Raw genomic sequence first — 24,754 nt, 5'->3', positions numbered from 1 at the left:
CTCCCGTACTCTCGGCGCATGCTTTTCATGGGTGGGGACCAGGTCGAGGAGGCCGTGGCGCATGCGGCGAAGGTGCTGCGTCCGGCGGTGGGGCGCGACTGGAGCGTCAAGGCGGGCGGTCTCGACTGGAGCTGCCTGAAGACGGCCGAGCACATCGCGGGCGATCTTGTCGCGTACGCGGGTCAGCTGACGGGCCGGGCGACCGACACGTGGGTCCCCTTCGAGATCGCCTTCGACGAGGGCTCGGGCCCCGAGGACGCGATCCACGTCATCGAGTCGACCGGCGGCCTGCTCGCCGCGGTGGTGCGGACCACGCCGCGAGGGGTCCGGGGCTACCACCCCTACCCGCACGGCAGCGCCGACAGGGTGGGCTTCGCGGCGATGGGCGTCGCGGAGGTGCTGCTCCACACGTACGACATCGCGCAGGCGCTCGGCGTGGACGCGGAGCCGCCGGCCGCGCTGTGCGAGGCGGTGCTCGCCTGGCTCTTCCCGCACGTGCCGCCCGCGGACGCGCCCGCGGACCAGTGGGCGACGCTGCTCTGGGCCACGGGCCGCGGGTCCCTGCCGGGGCGGCCGAAGCGGGAGCGCTGGCGCTGGCACAACGCCCTGGAGATTCCCGCCGGGCGGCTCGTTCTGCGGGAGGTGTCCCCCGCCGCGGCGGCGGATCTCGCCGCGGGCGGCACGGGGGGTCTGCTGTGGATCGAGGGCGGGCCCTTCGAGGGGACGCGCAGGGCCGCGGAGATGGTGACGAAGGCGTACGCTTCCGGGGTGCACCGGCCCGAGTGGGGCATGTTCGCCCTGGTCCGGGCGGAGGACGAGGTCGCTGTCGGCGGCATGGGGTTCCACGGGCCGCCGGACGAGGAGGGGGTCGCCGAGGTCGGCTACGACCTGGTGCCGGGGGCGCGGGGCCGAGGCTACGCCTCGGAGGCGCTCACCTCCCTCTCCACCTGGGCGCTGACCCGCCCCGAGGTCTCGACCCTGCTGGCCGTCATCGAACCGGAGAACGCCGCCTCCCAGGCGGTGGTCGCCCGCGCGGGCTACACCCGAACCACAAACCGCGAAAACCTCCACGCGTACGTCCGCCACGCCTCCGCCTGAACCTCAGCCACCTGACACCCCCCTCCCACCCACCCGCCCGATCCCCCGCATCCACCCCTGAACGAACAAGCTCTCCCACCCACCCACCCGATTACCCCGCAGCAACGAGCGATGGCCTGCAGTCGGGAGCGCTCGGGAGGGGACGTGCCGGTATGTCCGCCCGGAGCACGGTTCGCGGCGCTCCGGGGCCGGAGTAGCCCCGCGGCCACCGGACGATAGCGAGGACGGACATACCGGCGCGGCACCGCACCCACAAGCGGACCAGACCCGCAGCCCGCCCCACGACCCGCACGCGGCAGCGCGACGCGAGGGGACGTGGCGGTATGTCCGCCCGGAGCATGGCTCCCGGCGCTCCGGCGCGGCACCGCACCCCAGCCGGACCGGCCCCGCAGGCGGCCCCCCGCCGCAGGAATGCCAGCTCCCACCCCCAGCGTTCTTCACTGTTATGCCGACACCTGACCCGACGCCCGCCGAGCCAGGCGCCAGCCGTACCCGTATGCCCGTGGCCGTCTACATTCTCGGCCTGGCCGTCTTCGCGCTCGGGACGAGTGAGTTCATGCTCTCGGGGCTCCTGCCCCCCATCGCCGACGACATGAGCGTCTCCATCCCCCGCGCCGGCCTCCTCATCTCCGCCTTCGCCATCGGCATGGTCGTCGGCGCCCCCCTCCTCGCCGTAGCCACCCTGCGCCTCCCCCGCCGCACCACCCTCATCACGCTCATCACCGTCTTCGGCCTCGGCCAGGTCGCCGGCGCCCTCGCGCCCACCTACGAGATCCTCTTCGCGTCCCGCGTCGTCAGCGCCTTCGCCTGCGCCGGATTCTGGGCCGTCGGCGCCGCCGTCGCCATCGCGATGGTCCCGGTCAACCAGCGCGCCCGCGCCATGGCCGTGATGATCGGCGGTCTCTCCATCGCGAACGTGCTGGGCGTGCCCGCCGGAGCCTTCCTCGGCGACAACTTCGGCTGGCGGTCCGCCTTCTGGGCCGTGGGAGCCGCCTCCGCCATCGCCCTCGTCGGCGTACTCACCCTCATCCCCCGCATCCCCCTCCCCGCCGAGAAGCCCCGCCTGAAGCAAGAGCTCGCCATCTACCGCGACCGCCAGGTCTGGCTCTCCATCGCGATCACCGCGCTCGCGGCCGGCGGCGTCTTCTGCGCGTTCTCGTACCTCTCCCCGCTCCTGACGGACGTCGCGGGCCTCGACAAGGGCTGGGTCCCGACCGTCCTCGGCCTCTTCGGGGCGGGCGCGCTCCTCGGCACGGCGATCGGCGGGCGCTTCGCGGACGCGCACCTCTTCGGCGTCCTGCTCAGCGGCATCGCGGCCTCGACGGTCTTCCTCGTCGTCCTCGCGCTCTTCTCCGGTACGGCGGCCGTGGCGATCACGCTCTCGTTCCTGCTCGGCGTCTCCGCCTTCTACACCGCCCCGGCGCTCAACGCCCGCATGTTCAACGTCGCGGGCGCCGCCCCCACCCTCGCGGGCGCGACCACCACGGCAGCGTTCAACCTGGGCAACACCGGCGGCCCCTGGCTCGGCGGCACGGTCATCGACCTCGACTTCGGCTACGCCTCGACGGCCTGGGCGGGCGCGGCGATGACGGCGGTGGCGATCGGCGCGGTCGCGGTGTCCCTGCGGCTGCACCGCAGGACCCCGAGCCGCGTGGTCACGTCCGCCTCGGCCGCATCCGCCGAAGCCGGAGCCGGAGCCGCTCCCGGCCACAGCCCGGCGGCGACCTCACTCCAGAGGCCGTAGGAACCGCCGCTCGTAGCGCCGGATGCACCCCGTCCGGCGCGCGAGCTCCAGGGCCTCCTGGCACTCGGGGTCGGTCGCGCTGTCGGTGCGGTACTGCTCGTACGCGGCGAAGCTCGGGAAGGAGAAGAGGGCGTACGCGATGTCGCTGTCGCCCTCGCTGGGCAGGAAGTAGCCGTGGTGGTCGCCGCCGAAACGGTTGACCAGGACGACCCAGCGGCGGCCGTACTCCTCGAAGTCGTCGATGCGGTCGGGATCGATCTCGTACTTCAGATGAACCGTGATCATGCGTGCCACCCTAAGCACAACCCGCCCTACGCGGGCCTCCCCTTGGGCCTGCGCAACCCCGCATCGGTAAGCCTGCGCACCAGCTCCTTGGAGCCGATCTCGACCGCCCCCGCACGCACCGCGTCCTCGTAGCGGTGCGAGGGCAGGTCGTAGTGGTCGCGCTCGAACGCGCGCCGCGGGGCGCCGATGGCCTCCGCGAACGCGTGCAGTTCCTCGTACGAGGCGTCGCTGACCAGGTGCGACCACAGGCGGCCGTGGCCGGGCCAGGTCGGCGGGTCGATGAAGACCGTCACGTCAGGCCGCCCACCGGGGCCACGACCACGCCCGCCTTGCCGCACACCCAGTGCGGATCGGGGCCCAACTCCGGTTCCACGTCCAGCGCATGAGGGTCGCCCGAGCCGCAGACGGGGCACAGCGGCCAGCGGCCGTACTGCTCCAGGAGCGCGTCCTGGACGTCCTGGGCGACCAGGCCCGCGACGTACTCGACGCCCTCGGGCCACTGCTCGACCCACCAGCGGCGGTGCGCCACCGACGCCTCGACCAGCGAGACGACCTCGGCCTGGGCGACCTCGCGCGCCACGAGGTCGGCGAGGACAAGTGCACGAGCGGCGTGCAGCGCCTGCTCCAGAGGGTCGATCGCGTCCATGCAGCCATTGTCCACCCCACGCGCAACCCGCCGAAGATCCAACCGGAACGGAGGTGAGGCAGGTAACCGGGATCGGGACCAAAGGGGTCTTGACCGACCCCCGCTCCGAAAATATCTTTCAAGCGTGACCAATGACGTGAAGGAAATTTTCGCGGGCGCGGCGCCCCCCGCCCCAGCCGCCCTCGCGGCCAAGGTGCGCACCCTCGCCCCGTCCATGACCCGCTCCATGCAGCTGGTCGCCGAAGCCGTCGCAGGCGACCCCGCAGGCTGCGCGGCCCTCACGGTCACCGGCCTCGCCGAGCTCACCGGCACCAGCGAGGCCACGGTGGTGCGCACCGCCCGCCTCCTCGGCTACCCCGGCTACCGCGACCTGCGGCTCGCCCTCGCCGGACTCGCCGCCCAGCAGCAGTCGGGCCGCGCGCCCGCCGTCACCGCCGACATCGCCGTCGACGACCCGATCGCGGACGTCGTGGCGAAGCTGGCGTACGACGAGCAGCAGACCCTCGCCGACACCGCGGGCGGCCTCGACACCGTGCAGCTCGGGGCGGCCGTCGCCGCGCTCGCCGTCGCCCCCCGCACCGAGATCTACGGAGTCGCCGCCTCCGGCCTCGTCGCCCAGGACCTCGCCCAGAAGCTGCTGCGCATCGGCCACATCGCCCACGCGCACTCCGACCCGCACCTGGCCGTCACGAACGCGGTCACCCTGCACTCCAAGGACGTCGCGATCGCGATCACGCACTCCGGGTCCACCGGTGACGTCATCGAGCCGCTGCGGGTCGCCTTCGAGCGCGGGGCGACGACCATCGCGATCACCGGGCGCCCCGGCAGCCCCGTGTCGCAGTACGCGGATCACATACTGACCACCTCCACCGCGCGCGAGAGCGAGCTGCGGCCCGCCGCGATGTCGTCGCGCACGAGCCAGCTGCTGGTCGTGGACTGCCTGTTCGTGGGCGTCGCCCAGCGGACCTACGAGACCGCGGCCCCCGCCCTGGCCGCCTCGTACGAAGCACTCGCACACCGCCACAGCCCCCGCACCCGCAACCGCTGAGCCCCCTCCCAGAGGGCCCCGCACGCCCCCAGAGCAACCCGCACGGGCCCCGCCCGACCCGCACGAGCCCAGAGCGACCCACCACAACCGACCCGCACGAGCCCAGAGGAACCGCCACCAGCCCAGAGCGACCCGCCACCAGCCCCGCCCGACCCGCACGAGCCCAGACGAACCGCCACCAGCCCAGAGCGACCCGGCACGAGCCCCGACCAACCCGCACAAGCCCACAACAACCCACCACCAGCCCAGAGCGACCAGCACAAGCCCAGGGGCAACCCGCAGCGAGCCCCGGGCAACCCGCCGCGACTCCAGAGCAACCCGCCACGAGCCCCAAGCGGCGACCGCCACGAGCCCAGGGCAACCCGCCACCAACCCCGACCGGCCCGCCACAAGCCCAGCGCAACCCGCCACCCCCCGCCGCACACGAAAGAGCCGCACCCCATGACCTCCACGACCGACGCCAACCCCAACCCCTCCCCCACCCCCGGAGACGGCGAGACGTACGGCGAGCTCCGTGCCCAGCTGGACACGCTCACCACCGAGGCGTTCCGGCCCGAGCTCTCCGAGATCGACCGGCAGCCCACGCTGGAGATCGCGAAGATCATGAACGGCGAGGACGCCACGGTCTCCGCGGCCGTCGCCGAGCAGCTCCCGGCGATCGCCGCCGCCATCGACGGCACCGCCGAGCGCATGGCCCGCGGCGGGCGGCTCATCTACGCGGGGGCGGGGACGGCCGGGCGCCTGGGGGTCCTGGACGCCTCCGAGTGCCCGCCCACCTTCAACACCGACCCGGCCGAGGTCGTCGGCCTCATCGCGGGCGGCCCGAGCGCCATGGTCACGGCGGTCGAGGGCGCGGAGGACAGCAAGGAGTTCGCGGCCGAGGACCTGGACGGGCTCCGGCTCACGGCCGACGACGTGGTGGTCGGGGTATCGGCGTCGGGCCGCACCCCGTACGCGATCGGCGCGGTCGAGCACGCGCGGGCAAAGGGCGCGCTCACCATCGGCCTCTCCTGCAACGCGGACAGCGGTCTCGCGGCAGCCGCCGACCACGGCATCGAGGTCGTCGTCGGCCCCGAACTGCTCACCGGCTCCACCCGGTTGAAGGCGGGCACCGCCCAGAAGCTCGTCCTCAACATGCTGTCGACGATCACGATGATCCGCCTCGGCAAGACCTACGGAAACCTGATGGTGGACGTACGCGCCTCGAACGAGAAGCTGCGCGCCCGCTCGCGGCGGATCGTCTCCCTCGCCACCGGCGCTTCGGACGAGGAGATCGAGGCCGCCCTCGCCGCCACCGACGGGGAGGTGAAGAACGCCATCCTCACCATCCTCGGCGGAGTCGACGGCCCCACGGCCGCCGACCTGCTCGCTTCCTCGGACGGCCACCTCAGGGCCGCCCTGGACACCGCGCGCACGACCCGCACGCCCGGCACGCCCCGCACCACCTGACTCACCTCCCCCGAGCCGCTGAAGAACAGCGCCACCCCGCACACAGCAAGGCACCCCGCACCATGGCAACTGACAAGAACCGCGCCACAGCCGCCGCGATCCTCCCCCTCGTCGGCGGCGCCTCGAACGTCACGTCCATCGCCCACTGCATGACGCGCCTGCGCCTGGGCCTCGCCGACCGCTCGCTGGTCGACGACGAGGCGCTGAAGGCGCTGCCCGCCGTGATGGGCGTGGTCGAGGACGACACGTACCAGATCGTCCTCGGCCCGGGCACCGTCGCCCGCGTCACCCCGGAGTTCGAGGCCCTGGTGGCGGAGGGCGCTTCGGCCGCTCCGACCGCCGCGCCCGAACACACCCTCACCGCCGACGAGTTGGCGGCGCAGGGAGCCGAGATCCGGGCGGCGAGGAAGGCGAAGAACTCGACCCCCTTCAAGCTCTTCCTGCGCCGCATCGCGAACATCTTCGTGCCGCTGATCCCGGCCCTCATCGGCTGCGGCATCATCGCGGGCATCAACGGCCTGTTGATCAACCTGGAGTGGCTGCCGGGCATCACCCCGGCGCTCGCCGCCATCGCCTCCGGCTTCATGGCGCTGATCGCGGTGTTCGTGGGCTACAACACGGCGAAGGAGTTCGGCGGTACGCCGATCCTGGGCGGCGCCGTCGCGGCGATCATCGTCTACGCGGGTGTCGCGAACATCGAGGCGTTCGGCCAGAAGCTTTCGCCCGGCCAGGGCGGCGTACTCGGCGCCCTGGGCGCGGCGGTCCTCGCCACCTACATCGAGAAGTGGTGCAGGCGCTGGGTGCCGGAGGCGCTGGACGTCCTGGTCACCCCGACCATCACGGTCCTGCTCTCCGGCCTGGTCACGATCTTCGGCCTGATGTTCCTCGCGGGCGAGGTCTCGACCGGCATCGGCACGGCGGCGAACTGGCTCCTGGACAACACCGGCGCGTTCGCGGGCCTGGTCCTGGGCGGCCTGTTCCTCCCCCTCGTCATGCTCGGCCTGCACCAGGCGCTGATCCCCATCCACACCACGCTCATCGAGCAGCAGGGCTTCACCGTCCTGCTCCCCATCCTGGCGATGGCGGGCGCGGGCCAGGTGGGCTGCGCGATCGCGGTGTTCAAGCGCCTGAAGAACAACACGTCGATCCGTACGACGATCAAGTCCGCGCTCCCGGCCGGCTTCCTGGGCGTGGGCGAGCCCCTCATCTACGGCGTCTCGCTCCCCCTGGGCCGCCCCTTCATCACGGCGTGCGTGGGCGGCGCGGCGGGCGGCGCGTTCATCGGCTTCTTCTCGATGATCGGCGAGAAGGTCGGCTCCACGGCGATCGGCCCGTCCGGCTGGGCGCTGTTCCCGCTCCTGGACGGCAACAAGGGCCTGGGCCTGACCGTCGCGATCTACGGCGGCGGCCTCCTGGTCGGCTACGTGGTGGGCTTCTTCGCGACGTACTTCTTCGGCTTCAGCAAGCAGATGCTGACCGAGCTGAACGTCGACACGACCGCCCACGAGCAGGTCGTCGCGGGTTCGCCCGCCCCGTCCGCGGACCCGGCCGACCCGGCCAAGTCGCCCGCGGCGGTCTGACCCACCGCTCGACCTCACGAGGACGGCACCCCGCGCCGCGGGTGCCGTCCTCGCCCGTTCTCGCCGCTTCCCCTCGGGGAGTTGTCCGCGAAGTTCCCCGGAATTGTCCTTGATCGGTAACGGACTCGGCCCCGGTGCATCCTCCGGACCCCGAACCTCGTCCTGCCAGGTGGCCGCGAGTGACCGGGGTGCGGCAAGGGACGGGACGCAAAGGGGCGGACATGGCACGGCACAGTGGCGGGCGTGGCTGGTACGGCAAAGTCATCGGGGCTGCGCTCGGGGTGACGATGCTCGCCACCGGCGCAGGGGTGTGGAGCGCCCAGGCCGGCACCACGGACTCACCGGCGGCGAAGAAGCCCAGCGCCGTCAAGCCGGTCTCGGCGACCATCGCGCACGCCTCGCAGGCCGGTGAGCGCGGCATCAACCTCACCATCGACGACGGCCCCGACCCCAAGTGGACGCCCGAAGTCCTCGCCGTGCTCAAGGAGTACGACGTGAAGGCCACGTTCTGCATGGTGGGGACGCAGGCCCAGGCCCACCCGGACATGGTGAAGAAGGTCGTCGCGGCCGGGCACCGGCTGTGCGACCACTCGGTGTCGCACAACACCGGCATGGACAAGGACTCCAAGGCCTACCAGTCGAAGCAGATCCTCGACGCCGAACGCATGATCACCAAGGCGTCCGGCGGCGTACGGCCGATGTACTACCGCGCGCCCGGCGGCGCGTTCACCCCCTACAGCCGCAAGCTCGCCGCCGACCGGGGCATGCGCCCGCTCGGCTGGAACGTGGACACCAAGGACTTCGAGCTCCCGGGCACGGCCGCCATCGTCGCCACCGTCGAGCGGGAGCTGCCCAACGGGCCGACACTCCTCTTCCACGACGCGGGCGGCGACCGCACCCAGACCGTCGAGGCCCTGCGCACGCTCCTTCCCAAGCTCAAGAGCCAGGGCTACACCTTCGGCTTCCCGGTCCGCTGACCCTCACGGCAGCCGACGCTCCCGGTTGAGCTGCCGCACCCTCTCCCGCAACACCTCGCCCGGCGGGGCCTGCCCGACCTTCTCCGGCGGGCAGTCCCACTCCCGGCCGCCGTTCAGGGGCCGCAGCTGTACGAGCCCGCCCTCGCACCCCATGACCTGCCCGACGCTGCCGTCCCGGAAGTCGACGGCGTACGTCCCCGCCTCCGGCACGCTCGGATCGTCGTCGTTCACCGCGCGCTCTCCAGTACGGCGGCGAGCCGCAGCGCGGTGTCGAGGTTGCAGCGCCCCAACTCCACCAACGGCAGCGCGCCTTCCGCCGCTGCCGTCAACGGGTCCATCCGCAGGGAAGGCAGCGTGACGCCGACCTCTTCGAGCCCCGCTCTCAACTGCCGGACGGCCTCCTCCGCCGCCCGCACCCGTTCCTCCGCCGTCAGCGCCATGCGCCCCGCCTCTCACACTGGGTGTTGCTGTTTCCTCACTAAGCGTGTCCGTCGCTGCGTAGCCTGAGAAGCAACGGCGTCCCAACAAACCGCCTTGTTGGATGAGGAGTTGCTGATGACACGCCCCAAGGACCTCGATCCCTCATCGAACCCCCGCGCCCTCCTCGGCTGCGAACTCCGTCACGCACGGGAGCGGAAGCGGATGAGCCAGGAGGCGTTGGGTGCGCCGCTGTTCGTCAGCGGCTCCTTCATCGGCCAGCTGGAGGCGGGTACGCGCAGGATGCACATGGAGTACGCCCAGCACTTCGACGAGGTGCTGGATACGGGGGGCTTCTTCGCCCGGAATTGCAGGGCTGTGGCGAGGTCGAAGTACCCGGATCACTTCGCGGAGGCGGCGGAGGCGGAGTCCGTGGCGACCGCCATCAGAGAGTACGCACCGCAGCTGGTGCCAGGGTTGCTCCAGACCGAGGCGTACGCGCGTGCGGTGTTCTGCGATGGCCGCCCCACCGCGACGGATAGCGAAATCGATGGGTTGGTAGCGGCTCGCCTGGAGCGGGCTCACCTACTCGACGACCCAACAACGCCCTTGTTGTGGACGGTCCTTGACGAGGCAGTCCTGCGCCGAGAGGTGGGCGGGCCAGTCGTGATGGCGGAGGTACTGCGACACGTCACGACCCTGGGGCGCAGACGCCGGGCCATCGTGCAGGTGCTGCCCTTCGCGGCAGGCGGGCACATGGCGATGGGGGGTTCCGTCAAGCTGATGACCTGCGATGACGCGCCCCCACTCGCCTACCTGGAAGGCTTCGGAACAGGGCGGCTCGAAGACGATCCTGCCGCCGTCGCCCAGTACGAGCTGGCTTACGACCTACTCGGGGCCAGCGCTCTCTCACCGCGTGATTCCCTGGCCTTGATTGCATCAGTGGCAGAGGATTACTCCCATGAAGAGCAACGGCCCTGAGTACGACCTGAGCAACGCCTCGTGGCACAAGTCCAGCTACAGCGACGCGAGCGGGGGCAACTGCCTGGAAGTCGGCCGCTGGCGGAAGTCCACGTACAGCGGCCCCGACGGCGGCAACTGCCTCGAAGTGGCCGACGGTCACCCCGAAATCGTCCCCGTCCGCGACTCCAAGAACCCCACCGGCCCGAAGCTCGTGTTCCGGGCCGCCAGCTGGTCCGCATTCGTCGCGGACCTCAAGAACAACTGATCCCGAGGCTCAAGCCACCAGCCCCGAGACCTCTTTTCAAGGAACGGGAGGCGGGCCTCAACCCGCCCTCCCTCCCTTGGAGTTGGCACAGCCGATCACTTTCGGGCTTCGACTTGCCACGCAGTGTGACGACGCTCTAGCGTGCCCGAATAACGAACAACCCCCGCCCGGTGTCGGCAAACACCTGCGGGGGTTTAACCATCACGATCGAAAGAGACGTTCGATCCATGGCTGACGCCAAGCTTAGTGCCGCCCCCCGCCCTGCGCACGCAGACCCGCACCCCATGGCCAGTCCGGGTTACGGAAAGCGTTCGGCGCCCGAACAACGGCCCCGTACGAACCACGACTTCGCCCACCTCCCGCCCCGCGAGGCAGCCATCGCAGCCGCCGTCGACCGGCTGCCGGAGGGCGCGGACATCTCCGTAAAGACCCTGGCCAAGCACCTCCCGTACGGGCAGTGCGCCCTCCGCACCGCCCTCAACAGGATTCAGTCCGCTGGGCACTTGAGGCGCGGCAGGGAACACGTGCACGGAAGCGGCAGCGCGCGCTGGATCACTCGAACGTGGTTCTCGCGCACCGCGCGGGACGACGCCTGGTGGGCGGCCTTCACGCGCGGCGACGTGCCGGAGCCGGAGCCGGAAAGACGGCCCCGACACCCCACCCGCAGCCGCGCGTTCATCCTTCTCGCCGCCCTCGGCCGGACGGCCCCCGCGCTCTCCCTCTCGTACGCGGACTGCGTCGCCCTGGAGCCCCAGCTCACCGAGTGGTTCACGCGCGGCGCCACGGAGCCGGACGTCCTCCGCGCCCTGACCGCAGGGCTCCCCACCCCGGTCCACAGCCCGGCGGCCCTCATCCGCAGCCGCCTCACGACGAAGCTCCCGCCGGAACCAGCCCTCCGCCCCGCCCTCCGCGTCCTGGAGTGCGGCAGATGCGGCACCCCCGGCCGCCCCGAGGCCCTGCCCGGCGGCGTCTGCGGCCCGTGCCGGGGCGAACCCGCACCACCCCGCACGGCGGCACTCCTGCCGCCTGCAGCGGTCCACTCCCACGCGGCAGCCGTACGCGCCGCCCGCAGCCCACGCGAAAGGACACACGCATGAGCGCTCCAACGGTCGAAGGCACACAGCCGGGGCACGATGGAAAGGAGGAGGCACCACCATGACCCCTGGCACCGATGAGCGCCCCCAGATGTCCGTCGAGGAATTCGAAGAGCTGGCCCGCCGGGCACCGGAGACCGTGTCTCTCGAATTCCTCGACGGCAGGGTGTACGTCAAGCACGGCCCGATCGACATCGAGGTGATGCAGCGCCCCGAACTGGCCCTGTATCCCGAGCAAGGGCTGCGGATCGACACGTACAGGAAGGGCTGCATCAAACCGGATGGCGCCCTGGCTCCCGTCGGCTATTTCGCCGGGCAAGAGGAGTGGGCGTCCCCCGTCGGCGTCCTGATGGCCGTCGAGGTGACCTCCCGCGATCGGGACACCGAGCGCCGCGACCGCCAGGAGAAGCCGCGCGCCTACGCCTACGCCGGCATCCCCGTCTACCTGCTCATCGACCGTGACAACCACACCGTCGTCGTATACAGCTCTCCCGAGAACGGCGTCTATCAGAGCCGTCGCTCTTTCCACTACGGCTCCACCGTCCGCATCCCCGCCCCCGTCGCCATCACCCTGGAAACCGAAGCGCTCAAGGACTACGCCGACTGACCGCCCCACCCCAGCCCGCCCCCTCCCCGGGTCACCTTCGGGACATACTTCCCCGCCCCCACCCAGCAGAAGTTGACCGAGACGAAGCCCGCCACGCCACACCCGTGACCGCCGCGCGCACCCTCGCCCCGGCCAAGGGCCCGGCGCCCCGGTCCGGCACAGGTGAAAACAGCCACCCCTCCACTGTCCGAAATGACCCCGCTCACCCGGTCAATCCCGGTGACCGCCTTCCGGCGACTACGGCGCGTATCGAGGATGGCACCTGCCGTCATCGAAACGACCAACCGGAGGGGCCCTTCATGACCGAGTCCAACGAGCCCACGGAACAGCAGATTTCCGAGGCCCTGGGCGCCGCCGCCCACATCACGCTGGCCCCCGGCCCCAGGGAGATCTCCGAAGCCGCGCCCACCCCCGACCAGGAGTGGACCCTGCCGGAGGGCAGGGCCTGGGTGTACCTCGCCAACTCCAAGCACGGGCTCGCCAAGCCGGTGATCCTCGCGGACGGGTTCAACACCGGGCCGAGCGACCTGGACTTCTCGTGGGAGATCCTGGAGCGGGGCCCGTACCCGTTCATCAGCAAGCTGCGGGAGCGCGGCTACGACGTCATCCTGCTCGGCTTCGACGAGCGCAGCGCCTCGATCCTGGAGAACGCCAAGGCCGCCAGGTCGGCGATCCAGGAGGCGATCGCGCGGCGCGTCGGCGACCACCCGCTGACCGTCGGCGGCTTCAGCATGGGCGGCCTGGTCGCGCGGTACGCGCTCGCCAAGATGGAGCACGAGAGCGTCGACCACCAGACCGAGCTGTACTTCTCCTTCGACAGCCCGCACCGCGGCGCCTGGATTCCCATCGCGCTCCAGTCGTTCGCGCACTACATCCGGCGGCTCAACGCCGCCTTCTCGAACCAGATGAACAGCCCGGCAGCGCGCCAGCTCCTGTGGCAGCACATCTCCGAGTGGGACGACAGCCCCGAGACCGACAAGGAGCGCATCGAGTTCCTCGCCGAGCTGGAGCGGGTCGGCGGCTGGCCCAGGCGCCCGAAGAAGATCGGCGTCGCCAACGGCGTGCGCACCGGAGCCGGCAACACCATCGCCCCCGGCGTACGGGCCTTCCGCGGCAAGGGCCTGGCCATCACCGGCACCCACCTCTACACCCAGCCCACCGGGGAGGACCAACTCGTCGCGCAGTTACGGGTGGTGACCCTGCGCAAGCCGCAGATCCGCGTCTCGGGCATGCCCGAGATCGACGGCGCACCCGGCGGCACCCTGGAGGGCTTCGGCATCCTGGCCGACGAGCTGAACAAGATCCCCGCCATCATCGGCCTCGGCTCCGAGGCCGAGATCCGCGAACACTGCTTCGTCCCCGCCGTCAGCGCGGTCGCCCTGCGCGACATCGACACCCGCGAGAAGCTCTACGAGCCCTTCCCGGAGACGTCCGAGGACAGCGAACTGGACGAGTACTTCTGCTCCACGCAGAACGAGGGCCACACCCTGGTCACCGAGGAGCTCTCCACCTGGATCATGGACCGGCTTCCGGGCTGACGCCCTCCCGGGGGCAGGCCGTCAGCGGAGCCTCGGTCACGCCGGTCGCCCGGCACAGGACGAGAACGACGTCGTCCGTGAGCGGGCGGCCGGTGTGCTCGATCACCATGGCGTACAGGGCGTCGAGCGCATCGGAGTTCGAGGGCTCGGCCAGCGCCTCCGCCGCCCGTGGGAGGAGCGGGAAGTCGACGCCGTCGCCGTCCCGGGCCTCGCTCAGGCCGTCGGTGTAGAACAGGAGGCGCTCCCCCGGCTGCAGGTAGACCCGGTGCGGCAGCGGGGTCGTCCGCATCCCCAACGGGAGCGCGGGCTGCGGGGGTTCGAGGAGTCTGACCTGCTTGCCCACCCGCAGGGGCGGCGGGTGGCCGCAGTTGACGAGGCGGACCTCGCCGGGCGCGAACTCGGCGAGGACGGCGGTGACGAAGTCCTCGGACCCCAGGTCCGCGGCGAGCCGGGCGTCCAGGGCCGTGGCCAGTTCGGCCAGGCCGGGGGTGAGATAGGCGAGGTCGCGGAAGGCCCGCATCGCCGCCGCGGTGGTCCGCAGCGCCTCCAGGCCGTGGCCTCGTACGTCACCGACGAACAGCCGCGGTCCGTACGGCGTGTGGACGACGTCGTACAGGTCCCCGCACACCGAGGCCTCCCGCACCGGACTGTGGTGCCGGGTGCACACCTCGATCCCGCCGACCTCGACCGTCAGGGGCTGTAGCAGCGCGCTCTGCGACGCGCACGCCACCTCCGTGACCCGGGCGAGCGCCGCCTCCCGTTCGGCATGCCGGGCGGCATTGTGGACGGCGAGCACCCCGCCCGCCAGGAGGACCACGAACTCCAGACAGAAACCCGGCGTCCCCACCAGACGCCGCAGAACGCCGGTACCCGTCGCGAGCAGCAGCGTCCATCCGGCCACCACGGCGGTCCGCCGCGCACTGGACCAGACACCGGCCAGCACCGGACCGATCAGCAGCACGGCGACCCCGGTCGGCCAGCCGCTGACGGACGTGCCGAGCACCGCGAGCAGGAAGCTCACCCCCAGGGCGAGCGCCAGAAGGCCGCCCCTGCTGCGCCATCTCCTCATGTCTGCCTCCCGGCGCCACCTGCCGGTGGGCATGGCCCGACCCCACCCCTGTATTCACGCTGCGTGACGACTGACGGTCACTATGGCCCAACCGCGCTCCTTCCCAGGTGCGTTGACCGGAGTAGTCGGCAGATGATCGGGCCTGACACCGCAATGCGGTGAACAGAGCGTCTTGCCTGGAGAAATAGGCATCTCACGACATCCGCACGCCCGGGACCGTGACGGAGAGCAGACTCAGGCGGCGGGAAGCAGCGGCTGCGGGGCCGGAAGAGGCCCCCAGGGGTGAGCGGCCGGGCGGGGAGGCCAGCATGCGGAAATCCGGGCAGGGCCGGCGGGTGGGCAACCTGCCGGACGAGAGAACGAGTTTCGTCGGACGCGGGGCCGAACTGCGGGCGGTCGCCCTGGCCGTGGCCGACGCCCGCCTGGTGACGCTGACCGGCGTGGGCGGCGTGGGCAAGACCCGCCTCGCACAGCGCGCCGGAGCCGAACTGCGGGACGACTTCCCCGACGGGGTGTGGCTGGTCGGCCTCGCCCAGCTGAGCCGGCCCGCCCTGATGCCGCTCGCCCTGTACGAGGCCCTGCGGCTCGCCGACCAGAGCACCCGGCCCGCGATCGAGGTGGTGGCCGACTGGCTGGCCGACAAGGAGCTGCTGCTGATCCTGGACTGCTGCGAACACCTGGCCGCCGACTGCGCCGACTTCGTACGCACCCTGCTGACCGCGGCCCCGGGGGTGCGCGTCCTGGCCACCAGCCGCCGCCCGCTGTCCCTCCGGGGCGAACAGGCGATCGTCGTGCCCCCGCTGCCCGTCGACGACCACGGCACGCGACCGTCCGACGCGGCCCTGCTGTTCATGGAGCGCGCGGGCGTCGCCGAGGAGGACGGCACGGCGGTGGCGGAGATCTGCGCGCATCTGGAGGGCATCCCCCTCGCCATCGAACTGGCCGCCGCCCACCTGCCCGAGATGGACCTGGACGCGCTCCGGCAGCGCCTGCACACCCGCTTCGAGACCCTCGCCTCCTCCGCGTCCGGCGCCTGGCACGGCGAGAGCGACCCCCGGCACCAGACGCTGCGCACGGCCATCGGCTGGAGCCACGAACTGTGCACCCCGCCTGAGCGGCTCGTCTGGGCCCGCCTCTCCGTCTTCGCCGGCGGCTTCGAGCAGGAGGCGGCCGAACTGGTCTGCGCCGGGGGCCCGCTCGGCAGCGGGCAGATCGGGGGGCTGCTGTCCGCGCTGGTGGACAAGTCGCTCCTGCAGGCGGCGAAGACCCCGCGCGGGCTTCGGTACTCGATGCTGGACACCGTCCGCGAGTACGGCGCGGAGTGGCTGCGGAATCTCGGCGAGGAACAGCGCCTCGCGCAGCGGCACCGGGACTACTACCGCTGGCTGGTCCGCACCGGCAGCCGGGAGTGGGCCGGTCCCGACCAGGTGGCGTGGTACGAGCGGTGCACCGCCGAGCACGCCAACCTGCGTGTGGCGCTGGAGAGTTGCCTGGCGGCGCCGGACCCGCGCGACAGCCTGGAGATGGCCGGCGGTCTGTGGTTCTTCTGGCTCTGCTGCGGCTTCCAGCGCGAAGGCCGCCACTACTTGGACCGGGCGCTGGCCAAGGCTCCCGGTCCCGGCCGGGGAGCGGAACGCTTCTGGGCCCTGTGGGCCTGCGGGGCGGTGGCCTTCATGCAGGGCGACCTGGAAGCCTCCACCCGGCTGGCGAGCCTCTGCACGCCGCTGGCGGAGCGGATCGACGATCCGGCGGCGGCCGACGCCGCCCTCTACCTCGAAGGGGTCCAGCTGGTGCTGACCAGCCGACCCGCGCAGACGATCGCCCTTCTCGCACCGACGGCCGGTTCCCCCGACTGCGGCGGCGGCTCCCCCGCCATCAAGCTCTTCCTGCTCTCCGCCGTGCCGTTCGCGCATCTGCGCCTGGGCGAGTTCGACCGGGCCATCACGAGCTCCGACGCCCTGCGCGAGGAGTGCGAGCGGCACGGCGAGCAGTGGATGCGCAGCTACGCCTTCTACATGCTGTCCAGCGCCGCGCAGGGCAACGGCGACCCGGCCTCCGCCGTCCGGCACGCCCGCGCCGCCCTGCCGATCAAGTGGCGGCTGCACGACGTCTTCGGCGCCGCCCTGAGCATCGACGCACTGACCTCGGCCACGGCCGACCCCGAGCAGACCGGTCGGCTGCTCGGCATCTCCGACACCCTGTGGCGCTCCGTCGGTGTCGCGCAGATGGGGAGCCCGGACCTGGTGGCCGCCCGCCAGGCCTGCGAACGCCGGGTCCGTGACGCGGTCGGCGACCTCGCGTACGAGGCCGCCTTCCGCAAGGGCCTGGAGTCCGGCGCGGACGACGGCATCGCCTACGCCCTGACCGCCGGAGCGGGCCCCCGCACAACGCCCGAGGGCGGCACCCCTTCGTGAGAAGGAGTGCCGCCCTCGGTTCGCGTCAAGCGATGAACCGCTGATCCGCAGGGGATCAGAAGTCCATGTCACCGCCCGGCATGCCGCCGCCGGCCGGGGCAGCGCCCGCCTTCTCCGGCTTGTCGGCGATGACGGCCTCGGTGGTGAGGAACAGCGCGGCGATGGACGCGGCGTTCTGCAGGGCAGAGCGCGTGACCTTCGCCGGGTCGAGGATGCCCTCGGCGATCATGTCGACGTACTCACCGGTCGCGGCGTTCAGGCCGTGGCCGACGGTCAGGTTGCGCACCTTCTCGACGACGACACCGCCCTCGAGGCCGGCGTTGACCGCGATCTGCTTCAGCGGGGCCTCGAGGGCCAGCTTCACAGCGGCGGCACCGGTGGCCTCGTCACCTTCGAGCTCAAGCTTCTCGAAGACGGCGGCGGCCTGGATGAGGGCCACGCCACCACCGGCGACGATGCCCTCTTCGACGGCCGCCTTCGCGTTGCGAACGGCGTCCTCGATGCGGTGCTTGCGCTCCTTGAGCTCGACCTCGGTCGCGGCACCGGCCTTGATGACCGCAACACCGCCGGCGAGCTTCGCCAGGCGCTCCTGCAGCTTCTCGCGGTCGTAGTCGCTGTCCGAGTTCTCGATCTCGGCGCGGATCTGGTTGACGCGACCCTGGACCTGGTCGCTCTCACCGGAGCCGTCGACGATCGTGGTCTCGTCCTTGGTGATGACGACCTTGCGGGCGCGGCCGAGCAGGTCGAGACCGGCGTTCTCCAGCTTGAGGCCGACCTCCTCGGAGATGACGGTGCCACCGGTGAGGATGGCGATGTCGCCGAGCATGGCCTTGCGGCGGTCACCGAAGCCCGGGGCCTTGACGGCGACGGACTTGAAGGTGCCACGGATCTTGTTGACGACCAGGGTCGACAGGGCCTCGCCCTCGACGTCCTCGGCGATGATCAGCAGCGGCTTGCCGGACTGCATGACCTTCTCGAGGAGCGGAAGGAGGTCCTTCACGTTCGAGATCTTCGAGTTGACGATCAGGATGTACGGGTCGTCGAGCGACGCCTCCATACGCTCCATGTCGGTGGCGAAGTACGCCGAGATGTAGCCCTTGTCGAAGCGCATGCCCTCGGTGAGCTCAAGCTCCAGACCGAAGGTCTGCGACTCCTCGACGGTGATGACGCCTTCCTTGCCGACCTTGTCCATCGCCTCGGCGATGAGCTCGCCGATCTGGGTGTCGGCGGCGGAGATGGAGGCGGTCGAAGCGATCTGCTCCTTGGTCTCCACGTCCTTGGCCTGCTCGAGCAGGGCGCCCGAGACGGCCTCGACGGCCTTCTCGATGCCACGCTTGAGGGCCATGGGGTTGGCACCGGCGGCTACGTTGCGAAGGCCCTCGCGGACCAGCGCCTGGGCCAGGACGGTCGCGGTCGTCGTGCCGTCACCGGCGACGTCGTCCGTCTTCTTCGCGACCTCCTTGACCAGCTCGGCGCCGATCTTCTCGTACGGGTCCTCGAGCTCGATCTCCTTGGCGATGGAAACACCATCGTTGGTGATCGTGGGGGCACCCCACTTCTTCTCGAGGACGACGTTGCGACCCTTGGGGCCCAGGGTCACCTTGACGGCGTCGGCGAGCTGGTTCATGCCGCGCTCGAGGCCGCGCCGTGCCTCCTCGTCGAACGCGATGATCTTGGCCATGTGAAGTGGTCCTCCCGGACAGGGGTGGCATGCTCCGGATCGCGCCAGTGCCCGCGACGGACGGCCTGCAAACCTTGTGGTTCCTTGCCCCACCCGGCCTGCGGACCTCACCGACCCGATCCAAGTTCTGTCACTCTCACTCGGAGAGTGCTAAGCCCAATGATTAGCACTCGACCCCTGCGAGTGCAAGCGCCTCTTACGGATCCCCGACGTACGAGGGGCGCGTGCCGCGACGACGTTTGAGGGGCTCGCGCCCCGGGACGCACGAGGGGCCCGCACCCCTGTCGGGATGCGGGCCCCTCGTCACTCGCTAAGTCGCTGGCCGATCGCGCCGAGATCAGACGGCGAGCTTGACCATGTCCGCCTGCGGACCCTTCTGGCCCTGCGAGATCTCGAACTCCACTCGCTGACCTTCTTCAAGGGTGCGGTAGCCGTCCATCTGAATCGCGCTGTAGTGGACGAAAACATCCGCACCACCGTCGACCGCGATGAAGCCGTACCCCTTCTCCGCGTTGAACCACTTGACGGTGCCCTGAGCCATGCCTAACTCCCCTATTACTGGCCCTTGCACGGACCCGCACTTCGCGGACCCGGGTCAGACCTCACCCCCCCAATGGGTTGTGGAGGCGTGCGCCGGAACGCGTCGACCGCGGCTGAATGTATCTGTCCAACTGCCCTCTGCAACAGGTCAATCGGACGAGAATTCTGGGCACGCCTGATCGGGAATATGCGGAGAATTCACCGGGATTCAGGGCAACTCGGGCCAGACAAATGCCACGGAAAGGGCAAATGGGCAGTGCACTTTGGCTACTTCTTGTCGCCCTCAGGGCGACTTCGTATATGCGCTGGGCACAAACGGGGAAGCTCGCTTCCCAACTGTACCGCGCTCAACCACATGGAATTGCCCCCTCCACTTCTCTCGCGGAGGGGGCAACAGCAATTACGCAGGGTATTTCCTTAAAGGATCAACCACCCGCGACGGCGGGAATGATCGAGACCCCGGCACCGTCCGGCGTGGCCGTCTCCAGGCCCTGCTCGAAGCGGACGTCGTCGTCGTTCACGTAGACGTTCACGAAGCGCCGCAGCTTGCCCTGGTCGTCCAGGACGCGGGCGGCGATGCCGGCGTGGTTCTTCTCCAGGTCGGCGATGACCTCGCTGAGGTTCGCGCCCTCGGCGACGACCTCGGACTGACCGCCGGTGTAGGTGCGGAGAATGGTGGGGATGCGGACCTTGACGCTCATGGGGTTCACCTCTTGATGCGGGGAGGAAGCGCCCCTGCAAGGGGCGCGGGGAACTGCGCGAGGACGGACCACGACCGTCCGTCGGCGACGGCGGCCGGGCCCTGCGGCGGCTAGCCGGCGAGCCCGGCGCTGCGGAACGCCTCAAGGCTGGGCTTGATCGTCGCCGTCGCCTGAGACGTCTCGGCAACGGCGTCGAGGGTCTTGAGCCCATCACCGGTGTTCAACACGACCGTGGTCAGCGACGGGTCGATGAGCCCCGCATCGAGCAGCTTCTTCGTGACGCCCACGGTCACGCCGCCCGCGGTCTCCGCGAAGATCCCTTCCGTGCGAGCGAGAAGCTTGATCGCGTCCACGACCTGCTCGTCGTTCACGTCCTCCACCGCACCGCCCGTGCGACGCGCGATGTCCAGGACGTACGGCCCGTCGGCGGGGTTGCCGATGGCGAGCGACTTGGCGATCGTGTTCGGCTTCTGGGGGCGTACGACGTCGTGCCCGGCCTTGAAGGCGGTCGACACCGGGGAGCAGCCCTCGGCCTGCGCGCCGAAGATCTTGTACGGCTTGTCCTCGACCAGACCCAGCTGGATGAGTTCCTTCAGACCCTTGTCGATCTTCGTGAGCTGCGAGCCCGAGGCGATCGGGATGACCAGCTGGTCGGGCAGCTGCCACCCCAGCTGCTCGCAGATCTCGTACGCGAGCGTCTTGGAGCCCTCGCCGTAGTACGGCCGCAGGTTCACGTTCACGAAGCCCCAGCCCTCGCCCAGCGGGTCGCCGATGAGCTCGGAGCAGAAGCGGTTCACGTCGTCGTAGTTGCCCTCGATGCCGACGAGCTCGCCGCCGTAGACCGCGGCCATGACGACCTTGCCCTGCTCCAGGTCGTGCGGGATGAACACGCAGGAGCGGAAGCCGGCGCGGGCCGCCGCGGCACCCACGGCACCGGCGAGGTTGCCGGTGGAGGAGCAGGACAGGGTGGTGAAGCCGAAGGCGCGCGCCGCCTCGATGGCCTGCGCGACAACACGGTCCTTGAAGGAGTGCGTCGGGTTGCCGGAGTCGTCCTTGACGAACAACTTGCCCTGCTCGACGCCGAGTTCGCGCGCGAGGTTGTCGGCCTTGACCAGCTTGGTCCAGCCGGGGTTGATGTTCGGCTTCTCGGCCACGTCCGCGGGGACGGGCAGCAGCGGCGCGTAGCGCCAGATGTTGTCGGGGCCGGACTCGATCTGCTTCCTCAGCGCCTCGGGGTCACCGGTCGGCAGGTCGTACGCCACTTCGAGCGGGCCGAAACAGGCCTGGCAGGCGAAGATCGGACCGAGGGCGTAGAGCTCGCCGCACTCGCGGCAAGAGAGGCCGGACGCGGGGCCGAGATCCACGGACCCACTGCTGGAGGGGGTCGAAGAGGTGGTTTCGTTCGTTGCGACAGTCTGCGCAGCCATGGAGGCGAGGCCCTTTCTCCTCATCTTCCCCGTGACGCATCTCGTCACGAGACGGAATTGGCACCTTCCCCACCGAGACCTCGCGTGCGCGGTCGGCGGGATGGTTGCCGGGGCTTCAACGGGCCGTATCCCTCTGCCCCTCTGGATGAGCGGTATGGCGCCGGGGCTTCAGGGGCTCCGGGCATTTGTCGCGCGATGACCCCGACATGCGATGGTCATCCGCGTTGTTCAAGACTGTAACCGACGGCCTGGACCCTTGAGATAGTCGTCCGAACCGCGAGATGGATCACATGTAGGCCACACACAGGAGGAGCCACCCGTGCTGGAAGAGGCCGAGCGCTGGCTGACCAGGCGTTCCTGGTCCGTTGCCGACCGTCCGCTCAGCGCACTCGTCGCCGCCAAACGGGCGTCGGGAGCCTCGGTGAGTGTCGTCCTGCCCGCGCTCGACGAGGAGGAGACGGTCGGCGAGATCGTCGCCGCGATCCGCCGTGAGCTGATCGAGGAGGCCCCCCTCGTCGACGAGCTCGTGGTGATCGACTCCGGCTCGAAGGACCGCACGGCCGAGGTCGCGCGGGAGGCGGGCGCGCGGGTCGTGCACCGGGACGCGATCCTGCCGCGCATCCCGGCCGTGCCCGGCAAGGGCGAGGTCCTGTGGCGCTCGCTCCTGGTGACCGGCGGTGACATCGTCGCGTTCGTCGACGCGGACCTGAAGGAGTTCTCGGCGGACTTCGTCTCCGGCATCGTGGGCCCGCTCCTGACCGAGCCCGACGTGGACTTCGTGAAGGCGATGTACGACCGCCCGCTGGCCTCAGCCGCAGGTCAGGGAGGCCGGGTCACCGAGCTGATGGCGCGCCCGCTGCTCAACATGCACTGGCCCCAACTGGCGGGGTTCGTCCAGCCGTTGGGCGGCGAGTACGCGGCACGCAGGTCCCTCCTGGAGCGGCTGCCGTTCCCCGTCGGTTACGGAGTGGAGCTGGGCCTGCTCGTCGACGCACTGCACACCGTGGGCCTGGACGCGCTCGCGCAGGTCGACGTCGGCGTGCGCAAGCACCGGCACCAGGACGGGCAGGCGCTCGGCCGGATGGCGGCGGCGATCTACCGGACCGCGCAGCTGCGGCTCGCGCGCGGCCATCTCGTACGCCCCGAGCTCATCCAGTTCGAACGGGGCGAGCGGGGGTTCGAGCCGCGCACCCATGCGGTGGACACGGAGGAGCGGCCGCCGATGGCCGACATCGCGGAGTACACGGCCCGCCGCGTGGCGTAACCACCCCAGACCGGGCATTTTGTCTACATTCCCCACTTATGTGGCTCAGACAGGTAATGGGAAGCGCGCGACGCGCCGGTGCCGTGGCCATGGCGACGGCCACCCTCGCGGCGGGAGCGCTCGGCGCGGCCACCGCGCCCGCCGCGGCGGCGGACGTGGTGGCGCGCCGCGCCACCGCCGCGAACGGCGAGGGCAGCCAGGACGGCGACAGCCGACCGCGGCGGGTGCAGGCCCGGACCGTCCCGCGGCAGGAGCAGCGCGAGCCCGTGGGACAGCAGGGCACCCGGGGTGAACTGGCCGACACCGGCAGCGACTCGGACACGATGCTGTACGCGGGGCTCGCGATCGCCCTGTGCACTCTGGGCGCGCTGGCGGTGGCAGCGGCCAGGAGCAGAAGGGACTACAGGCGGGACCGGTAGCCGGTGCGGCCGGGCCCTGATTCCTTGAACGTATACGGCCGGGCCCGCCGTGGGCCCGGCCGTACGTTTGAGTCCTCCCCCGAAGGGCTAGGTTCGGCACATGGTCTCCGAGCACGCCGCCGCACAGATCCTCGTCGCGTCCAACCGCGGCCCCGTCACGTACGCCCTGGAGGACAACGGGGAGCTGACGGCCAAGCGGGGCGGCGGCGGACTCGTCTCCGGGCTCAGCGCGATCGGCGAATCCGACGGTGAATCGGCCCTGTGGGTCTGCGCGGCGCTGGGGGACGGCGACCGGGAGGCCGTGCGGCGCGGGGTCGGTGAGCCCGGCGTACGGATGCTGGACATCGACGCGGGCTCGCACGAGGGCGTGCACGCCGACGCGTACAACGGAATCGCCAACTCGGTCCTGTGGTTCGTCCACCACATGCTCTACCAGACGCCGCTCGAACCGGCCTTCGGACCGGAGTTCCGGGCGCAGTGGGCGTCGTACGAGACCTACAACCGGGCCTTCGCCGAGGCGCTCGCACAGAGCGCGGCGGACGGCGCGGCGGTCCTGGTCCAGGACTACCACCTGGCGCTGGTGCCGGGGATGCTGCGCGAACTCCGCCCCGACCTGCGCATCGGCCACTTCTCGCACACGCCGTGGGCCCCGGTGGACTACTTCCGGATGCTGCCGGACGACGTGGCGGAGCAGCTCCTGCGCGGCATCCTGGGCGCCGACCGGGCGGCGTTCCTGACGGGGCGCTGGGCGGACGCGTTCACGGAGTGCTGCGTCGCGGTCGTCGGCGGTACGTCGGGCACGCGCATCGGCGTGCACGGGCTCGGGGCGGACGCGGACTTCCTGCGGGAGCGGTCGCGGCGGGCGGACGTGGAGGAGCGGCTCGTCGCGCTGCGGGAGCAGGTGGGCGGCGGGGGCGACCGGAAGGTGATCGTCCGGGTGGACCGGACGGAGCTCTCGAAGAACATCGTGCGGGGCCTGCTGGCCTACCGGGAGCTGCTGGCCTCGCGGCCGGAGTGGCGGGAGCGGGTGGTGCACGTGGCCTTCGCGTACCCCTCGCGGCAGGACCTGGCGGTGTACCGCGAGTACACGGCGTCGGTCCAGACCCTCGCGGACGAGATCAACGCCGAGTACGGCGTGGAGGGCTGGACCCCGGTCGTGCTCCACGTGAAGGACGACTTCGCGCGGTCGCTGGCCGCGTACCGCCTGGCGGACGTGGCGCTGGTGAACCCCATCCGGGACGGGATGAACCTGGTCGCCAAGGAGGTCCCGGTGGTCTCGGACGAGGGCTGCGCGCTGGTCCTGTCCCGGGAGGCGGGGGCGTACGAGGAGTTGGGCGAGGACGCGGTCGTGGTGAACCCGTACGACGTGACGGGGACGGCTTCCGCGCTGCACACGGCGCTGACGATGCCGCTGGAGGAGCGGGCGGAGCGCACGAAACGCCTCGCGGCGGCTGCGACGGCGCTCCCCCCGGCCCAGTGGTTCCTGGACCAACTGCGGGCCCTGCGGGCCTGATCCGCCCCGGCCCCG

Annotated in this window: 25 protein-coding genes and 1 riboswitch; of the genes, 15 read left to right on the top strand and 10 right to left on the bottom strand. The window is 71.0% G+C overall.

From position 1 onward, the window contains the following. Window positions 1-18 precede the first annotated feature (18 nt). Together ACIGXX_RS10590 and ACIGXX_RS10585 are read left to right on the top strand one after the other, a co-directional pair. Window positions 19-1,098, top strand: a complete 1,080-nt coding sequence (locus ACIGXX_RS10590; protein ID WP_399974612.1) for a GNAT family N-acetyltransferase — start codon at window positions 19-21, stop codon at window positions 1,096-1,098. Between the two features lie 496 nt (window positions 1,099-1,594). Next, entirely contained in the window at window positions 1,595-2,842 is a 1,248-nt protein-coding gene (locus ACIGXX_RS10585) for a Cmx/CmrA family chloramphenicol efflux MFS transporter (protein ID WP_399974609.1), read from the top strand. Here ACIGXX_RS10585 and ACIGXX_RS10580 read toward each other — a convergent pair. Genes ACIGXX_RS10580 through ACIGXX_RS10570 form a run of 3 tightly spaced genes read right to left on the bottom strand, consistent with a single transcriptional unit; the run spans window position 2,825 to window position 3,773 of the window. Beyond that, entirely contained in the window at window positions 2,825-3,127 is a 303-nt protein-coding gene (locus ACIGXX_RS10580) for an NIPSNAP family protein (RefSeq protein ID WP_351168595.1), read from the bottom strand. The genes ACIGXX_RS10585 and ACIGXX_RS10580 overlap by 18 nt on opposite strands. Before the next feature lie 26 nt (window positions 3,128-3,153). Further along, window positions 3,154-3,420, bottom strand: a complete 267-nt coding sequence (locus ACIGXX_RS10575; RefSeq protein ID WP_351168593.1) for a DUF4031 domain-containing protein — start codon at window positions 3,418-3,420, stop codon at window positions 3,154-3,156. Continuing rightward, window positions 3,417-3,773: a hypothetical protein gene (locus ACIGXX_RS10570; RefSeq protein ID WP_351168591.1), complete on the bottom strand. Its 357-nt coding sequence runs from the start codon at window positions 3,771-3,773 to the stop codon at window positions 3,417-3,419. The genes ACIGXX_RS10575 and ACIGXX_RS10570 overlap by 4 nt, the downstream gene beginning before the upstream one ends. Window positions 3,774-3,897: 124 nt before the next feature. Here ACIGXX_RS10570 and ACIGXX_RS10565 point away from each other — a divergent pair, with 124 nt between their 5' ends. From ACIGXX_RS10565 to ACIGXX_RS10550, 4 genes are all read left to right on the top strand, one after another. After that, complete coding sequence (locus ACIGXX_RS10565; protein WP_351168589.1) at window positions 3,898-4,821, top strand: MurR/RpiR family transcriptional regulator; 924 nt, start codon at window positions 3,898-3,900, stop codon at window positions 4,819-4,821. Window positions 4,822-5,262: 441 nt separating this feature from the next. Beyond that, window positions 5,263-6,270 carry an N-acetylmuramic acid 6-phosphate etherase gene (gene murQ / locus ACIGXX_RS10560; RefSeq protein ID WP_351168587.1) on the top strand — a complete coding sequence of 336 codons (1,008 nt, stop codon included), beginning with the start codon at window positions 5,263-5,265 and terminating at the stop codon, window positions 6,268-6,270. A 62-nt stretch (window positions 6,271-6,332) separates the two neighbouring features. Continuing rightward, window positions 6,333-7,850: a PTS transporter subunit EIIC gene (locus ACIGXX_RS10555; RefSeq protein WP_351168585.1), complete on the top strand. Its 1,518-nt coding sequence runs from the start codon at window positions 6,333-6,335 to the stop codon at window positions 7,848-7,850. Window positions 7,851-8,071: 221 nt separating this feature from the next. Further along, complete coding sequence (locus tag ACIGXX_RS10550; protein ID WP_361467129.1) at window positions 8,072-8,827, top strand: polysaccharide deacetylase family protein; 756 nt, start codon at window positions 8,072-8,074, stop codon at window positions 8,825-8,827. A 3-nt stretch (window positions 8,828-8,830) separates the two neighbouring features. On the opposite strand, the gene ACIGXX_RS10545 is transcribed toward ACIGXX_RS10550, so the two are convergent. Both ACIGXX_RS10545 and ACIGXX_RS10540 read right to left on the bottom strand, forming a co-directional pair. Continuing rightward, a complete protein-coding gene (locus ACIGXX_RS10545; protein ID WP_351168581.1) occupies window positions 8,831-9,058 on the bottom strand; it encodes a hypothetical protein in 228 nt (75 codons plus the stop codon). Next, the gene (locus ACIGXX_RS10540; protein ID WP_351168579.1) at window positions 9,055-9,267 is read right to left on the bottom strand and encodes a hypothetical protein; all 213 of its coding nucleotides are present in this window, start codon (window positions 9,265-9,267) and stop codon (window positions 9,055-9,057) included. The genes ACIGXX_RS10545 and ACIGXX_RS10540 overlap by 4 nt, the downstream gene beginning before the upstream one ends. A 115-nt stretch (window positions 9,268-9,382) precedes the next feature. Here ACIGXX_RS10540 and ACIGXX_RS10535 point away from each other — a divergent pair, with 115 nt between their 5' ends. The 5 genes from ACIGXX_RS10535 (at window position 9,383) to ACIGXX_RS10515 (ending at window position 13,711) form a co-directional block, all read left to right on the top strand. Then, complete coding sequence (locus ACIGXX_RS10535) at window positions 9,383-10,225, top strand: helix-turn-helix domain-containing protein (RefSeq protein WP_399974601.1); 843 nt, start codon at window positions 9,383-9,385, stop codon at window positions 10,223-10,225. Further along, window positions 10,206-10,472 carry a DUF397 domain-containing protein gene (locus ACIGXX_RS10530; protein WP_399974598.1) on the top strand — a complete coding sequence of 89 codons (267 nt, stop codon included), beginning with the start codon at window positions 10,206-10,208 and terminating at the stop codon, window positions 10,470-10,472. The genes ACIGXX_RS10535 and ACIGXX_RS10530 overlap by 20 nt, the downstream gene beginning before the upstream one ends. Before the next feature lie 284 nt (window positions 10,473-10,756). Then, window positions 10,757-11,569 (top strand): hypothetical protein, encoded by an 813-nt coding sequence (locus tag ACIGXX_RS10525; protein WP_383819072.1) that lies wholly within the window; start codon window positions 10,757-10,759, stop codon window positions 11,567-11,569. Window positions 11,570-11,627: 58 nt separating this feature from the next. After that, window positions 11,628-12,173, top strand: coding sequence for a Uma2 family endonuclease (locus ACIGXX_RS10520; RefSeq protein ID WP_399974595.1), 546 nt, complete (start codon window positions 11,628-11,630; stop codon window positions 12,171-12,173). A 299-nt stretch (window positions 12,174-12,472) separates the two neighbouring features. Continuing rightward, window positions 12,473-13,711: a hypothetical protein gene (locus tag ACIGXX_RS10515; protein ID WP_366462491.1), complete on the top strand. Its 1,239-nt coding sequence runs from the start codon at window positions 12,473-12,475 to the stop codon at window positions 13,709-13,711. Here the strand turns inward: ACIGXX_RS10515 and ACIGXX_RS10510 are convergent. Further along, complete coding sequence (locus ACIGXX_RS10510) at window positions 13,689-14,780, bottom strand: PP2C family protein-serine/threonine phosphatase (RefSeq protein WP_399974592.1); 1,092 nt, start codon at window positions 14,778-14,780, stop codon at window positions 13,689-13,691. The genes ACIGXX_RS10515 and ACIGXX_RS10510 overlap by 23 nt on opposite strands. 308 nt (window positions 14,781-15,088) lie before the next feature. Between ACIGXX_RS10510 and ACIGXX_RS10505 the strand changes: the two genes are divergently transcribed. Further along, window positions 15,089-17,194, top strand: a complete 2,106-nt coding sequence (locus ACIGXX_RS10505) for an ATP-binding protein (protein WP_399974589.1) — start codon at window positions 15,089-15,091, stop codon at window positions 17,192-17,194. 55 nt (window positions 17,195-17,249) lie between these two features. Here the strand turns inward: ACIGXX_RS10505 and groL are convergent, their stop codons facing one another. The 4 genes from groL to thrC form a co-directional block, all read right to left on the bottom strand. After that, window positions 17,250-18,875 (bottom strand): chaperonin GroEL, encoded by a 1,626-nt coding sequence (gene groL / locus ACIGXX_RS10500; RefSeq protein WP_055551550.1) that lies wholly within the window; start codon window positions 18,873-18,875, stop codon window positions 17,250-17,252. Between the two features lie 337 nt (window positions 18,876-19,212). Further along, window positions 19,213-19,416, bottom strand: a complete 204-nt coding sequence (locus ACIGXX_RS10495; RefSeq protein ID WP_005315736.1) for a cold-shock protein — start codon at window positions 19,414-19,416, stop codon at window positions 19,213-19,215. A gap of 424 nt (window positions 19,417-19,840) precedes the next feature. Beyond that, the gene (locus ACIGXX_RS10490; protein ID WP_351168563.1) at window positions 19,841-20,116 is read right to left on the bottom strand and encodes a MoaD/ThiS family protein; all 276 of its coding nucleotides are present in this window, start codon (window positions 20,114-20,116) and stop codon (window positions 19,841-19,843) included. A 110-nt stretch (window positions 20,117-20,226) separates the two neighbouring features. After that, on the bottom strand, window positions 20,227-21,543 hold the full coding sequence (gene thrC, locus ACIGXX_RS10485; RefSeq protein ID WP_351168561.1) for a threonine synthase: 1,317 nt from the start codon (window positions 21,541-21,543) through the stop codon (window positions 20,227-20,229). Window positions 21,544-21,560: 17 nt separating this feature from the next. Next, window positions 21,561-21,695, bottom strand: a riboswitch (SAM riboswitch). Between the two features lie 167 nt (window positions 21,696-21,862). Here thrC and ACIGXX_RS10480 point away from each other — a divergent pair. The 3 genes from ACIGXX_RS10480 to ACIGXX_RS10470 all read left to right on the top strand — a co-directional run bounded on the left by ACIGXX_RS10480 (window position 21,863) and on the right by ACIGXX_RS10470 (window position 24,739). Then, window positions 21,863-22,807, top strand: coding sequence for a glucosyl-3-phosphoglycerate synthase (locus tag ACIGXX_RS10480; RefSeq protein ID WP_383819066.1), 945 nt, complete (start codon window positions 21,863-21,865; stop codon window positions 22,805-22,807). Between the two features lie 89 nt (window positions 22,808-22,896). After that, window positions 22,897-23,226 (top strand): LAETG motif-containing sortase-dependent surface protein, encoded by a 330-nt coding sequence (locus ACIGXX_RS10475; protein WP_399974584.1) that lies wholly within the window; start codon window positions 22,897-22,899, stop codon window positions 23,224-23,226. Between the two features lie 100 nt (window positions 23,227-23,326). Further along, window positions 23,327-24,739, top strand: coding sequence for a trehalose-6-phosphate synthase (locus ACIGXX_RS10470; protein WP_351168555.1), 1,413 nt, complete (start codon window positions 23,327-23,329; stop codon window positions 24,737-24,739). The last annotated feature ends 15 nt before the right edge of the window (window positions 24,740-24,754 follow it).

Origin of the sequence: Streptomyces sp. NPDC055243, assembly GCF_044544025.1 — a bacterium.
Classification (GTDB): Bacteria; Actinomycetota; Actinomycetes; order Streptomycetales; family Streptomycetaceae; genus Streptomyces.
The sequence above is the reverse complement of the archived record's forward strand: the minus strand, read 5'-3'. Positions and strand labels throughout refer to the sequence as shown.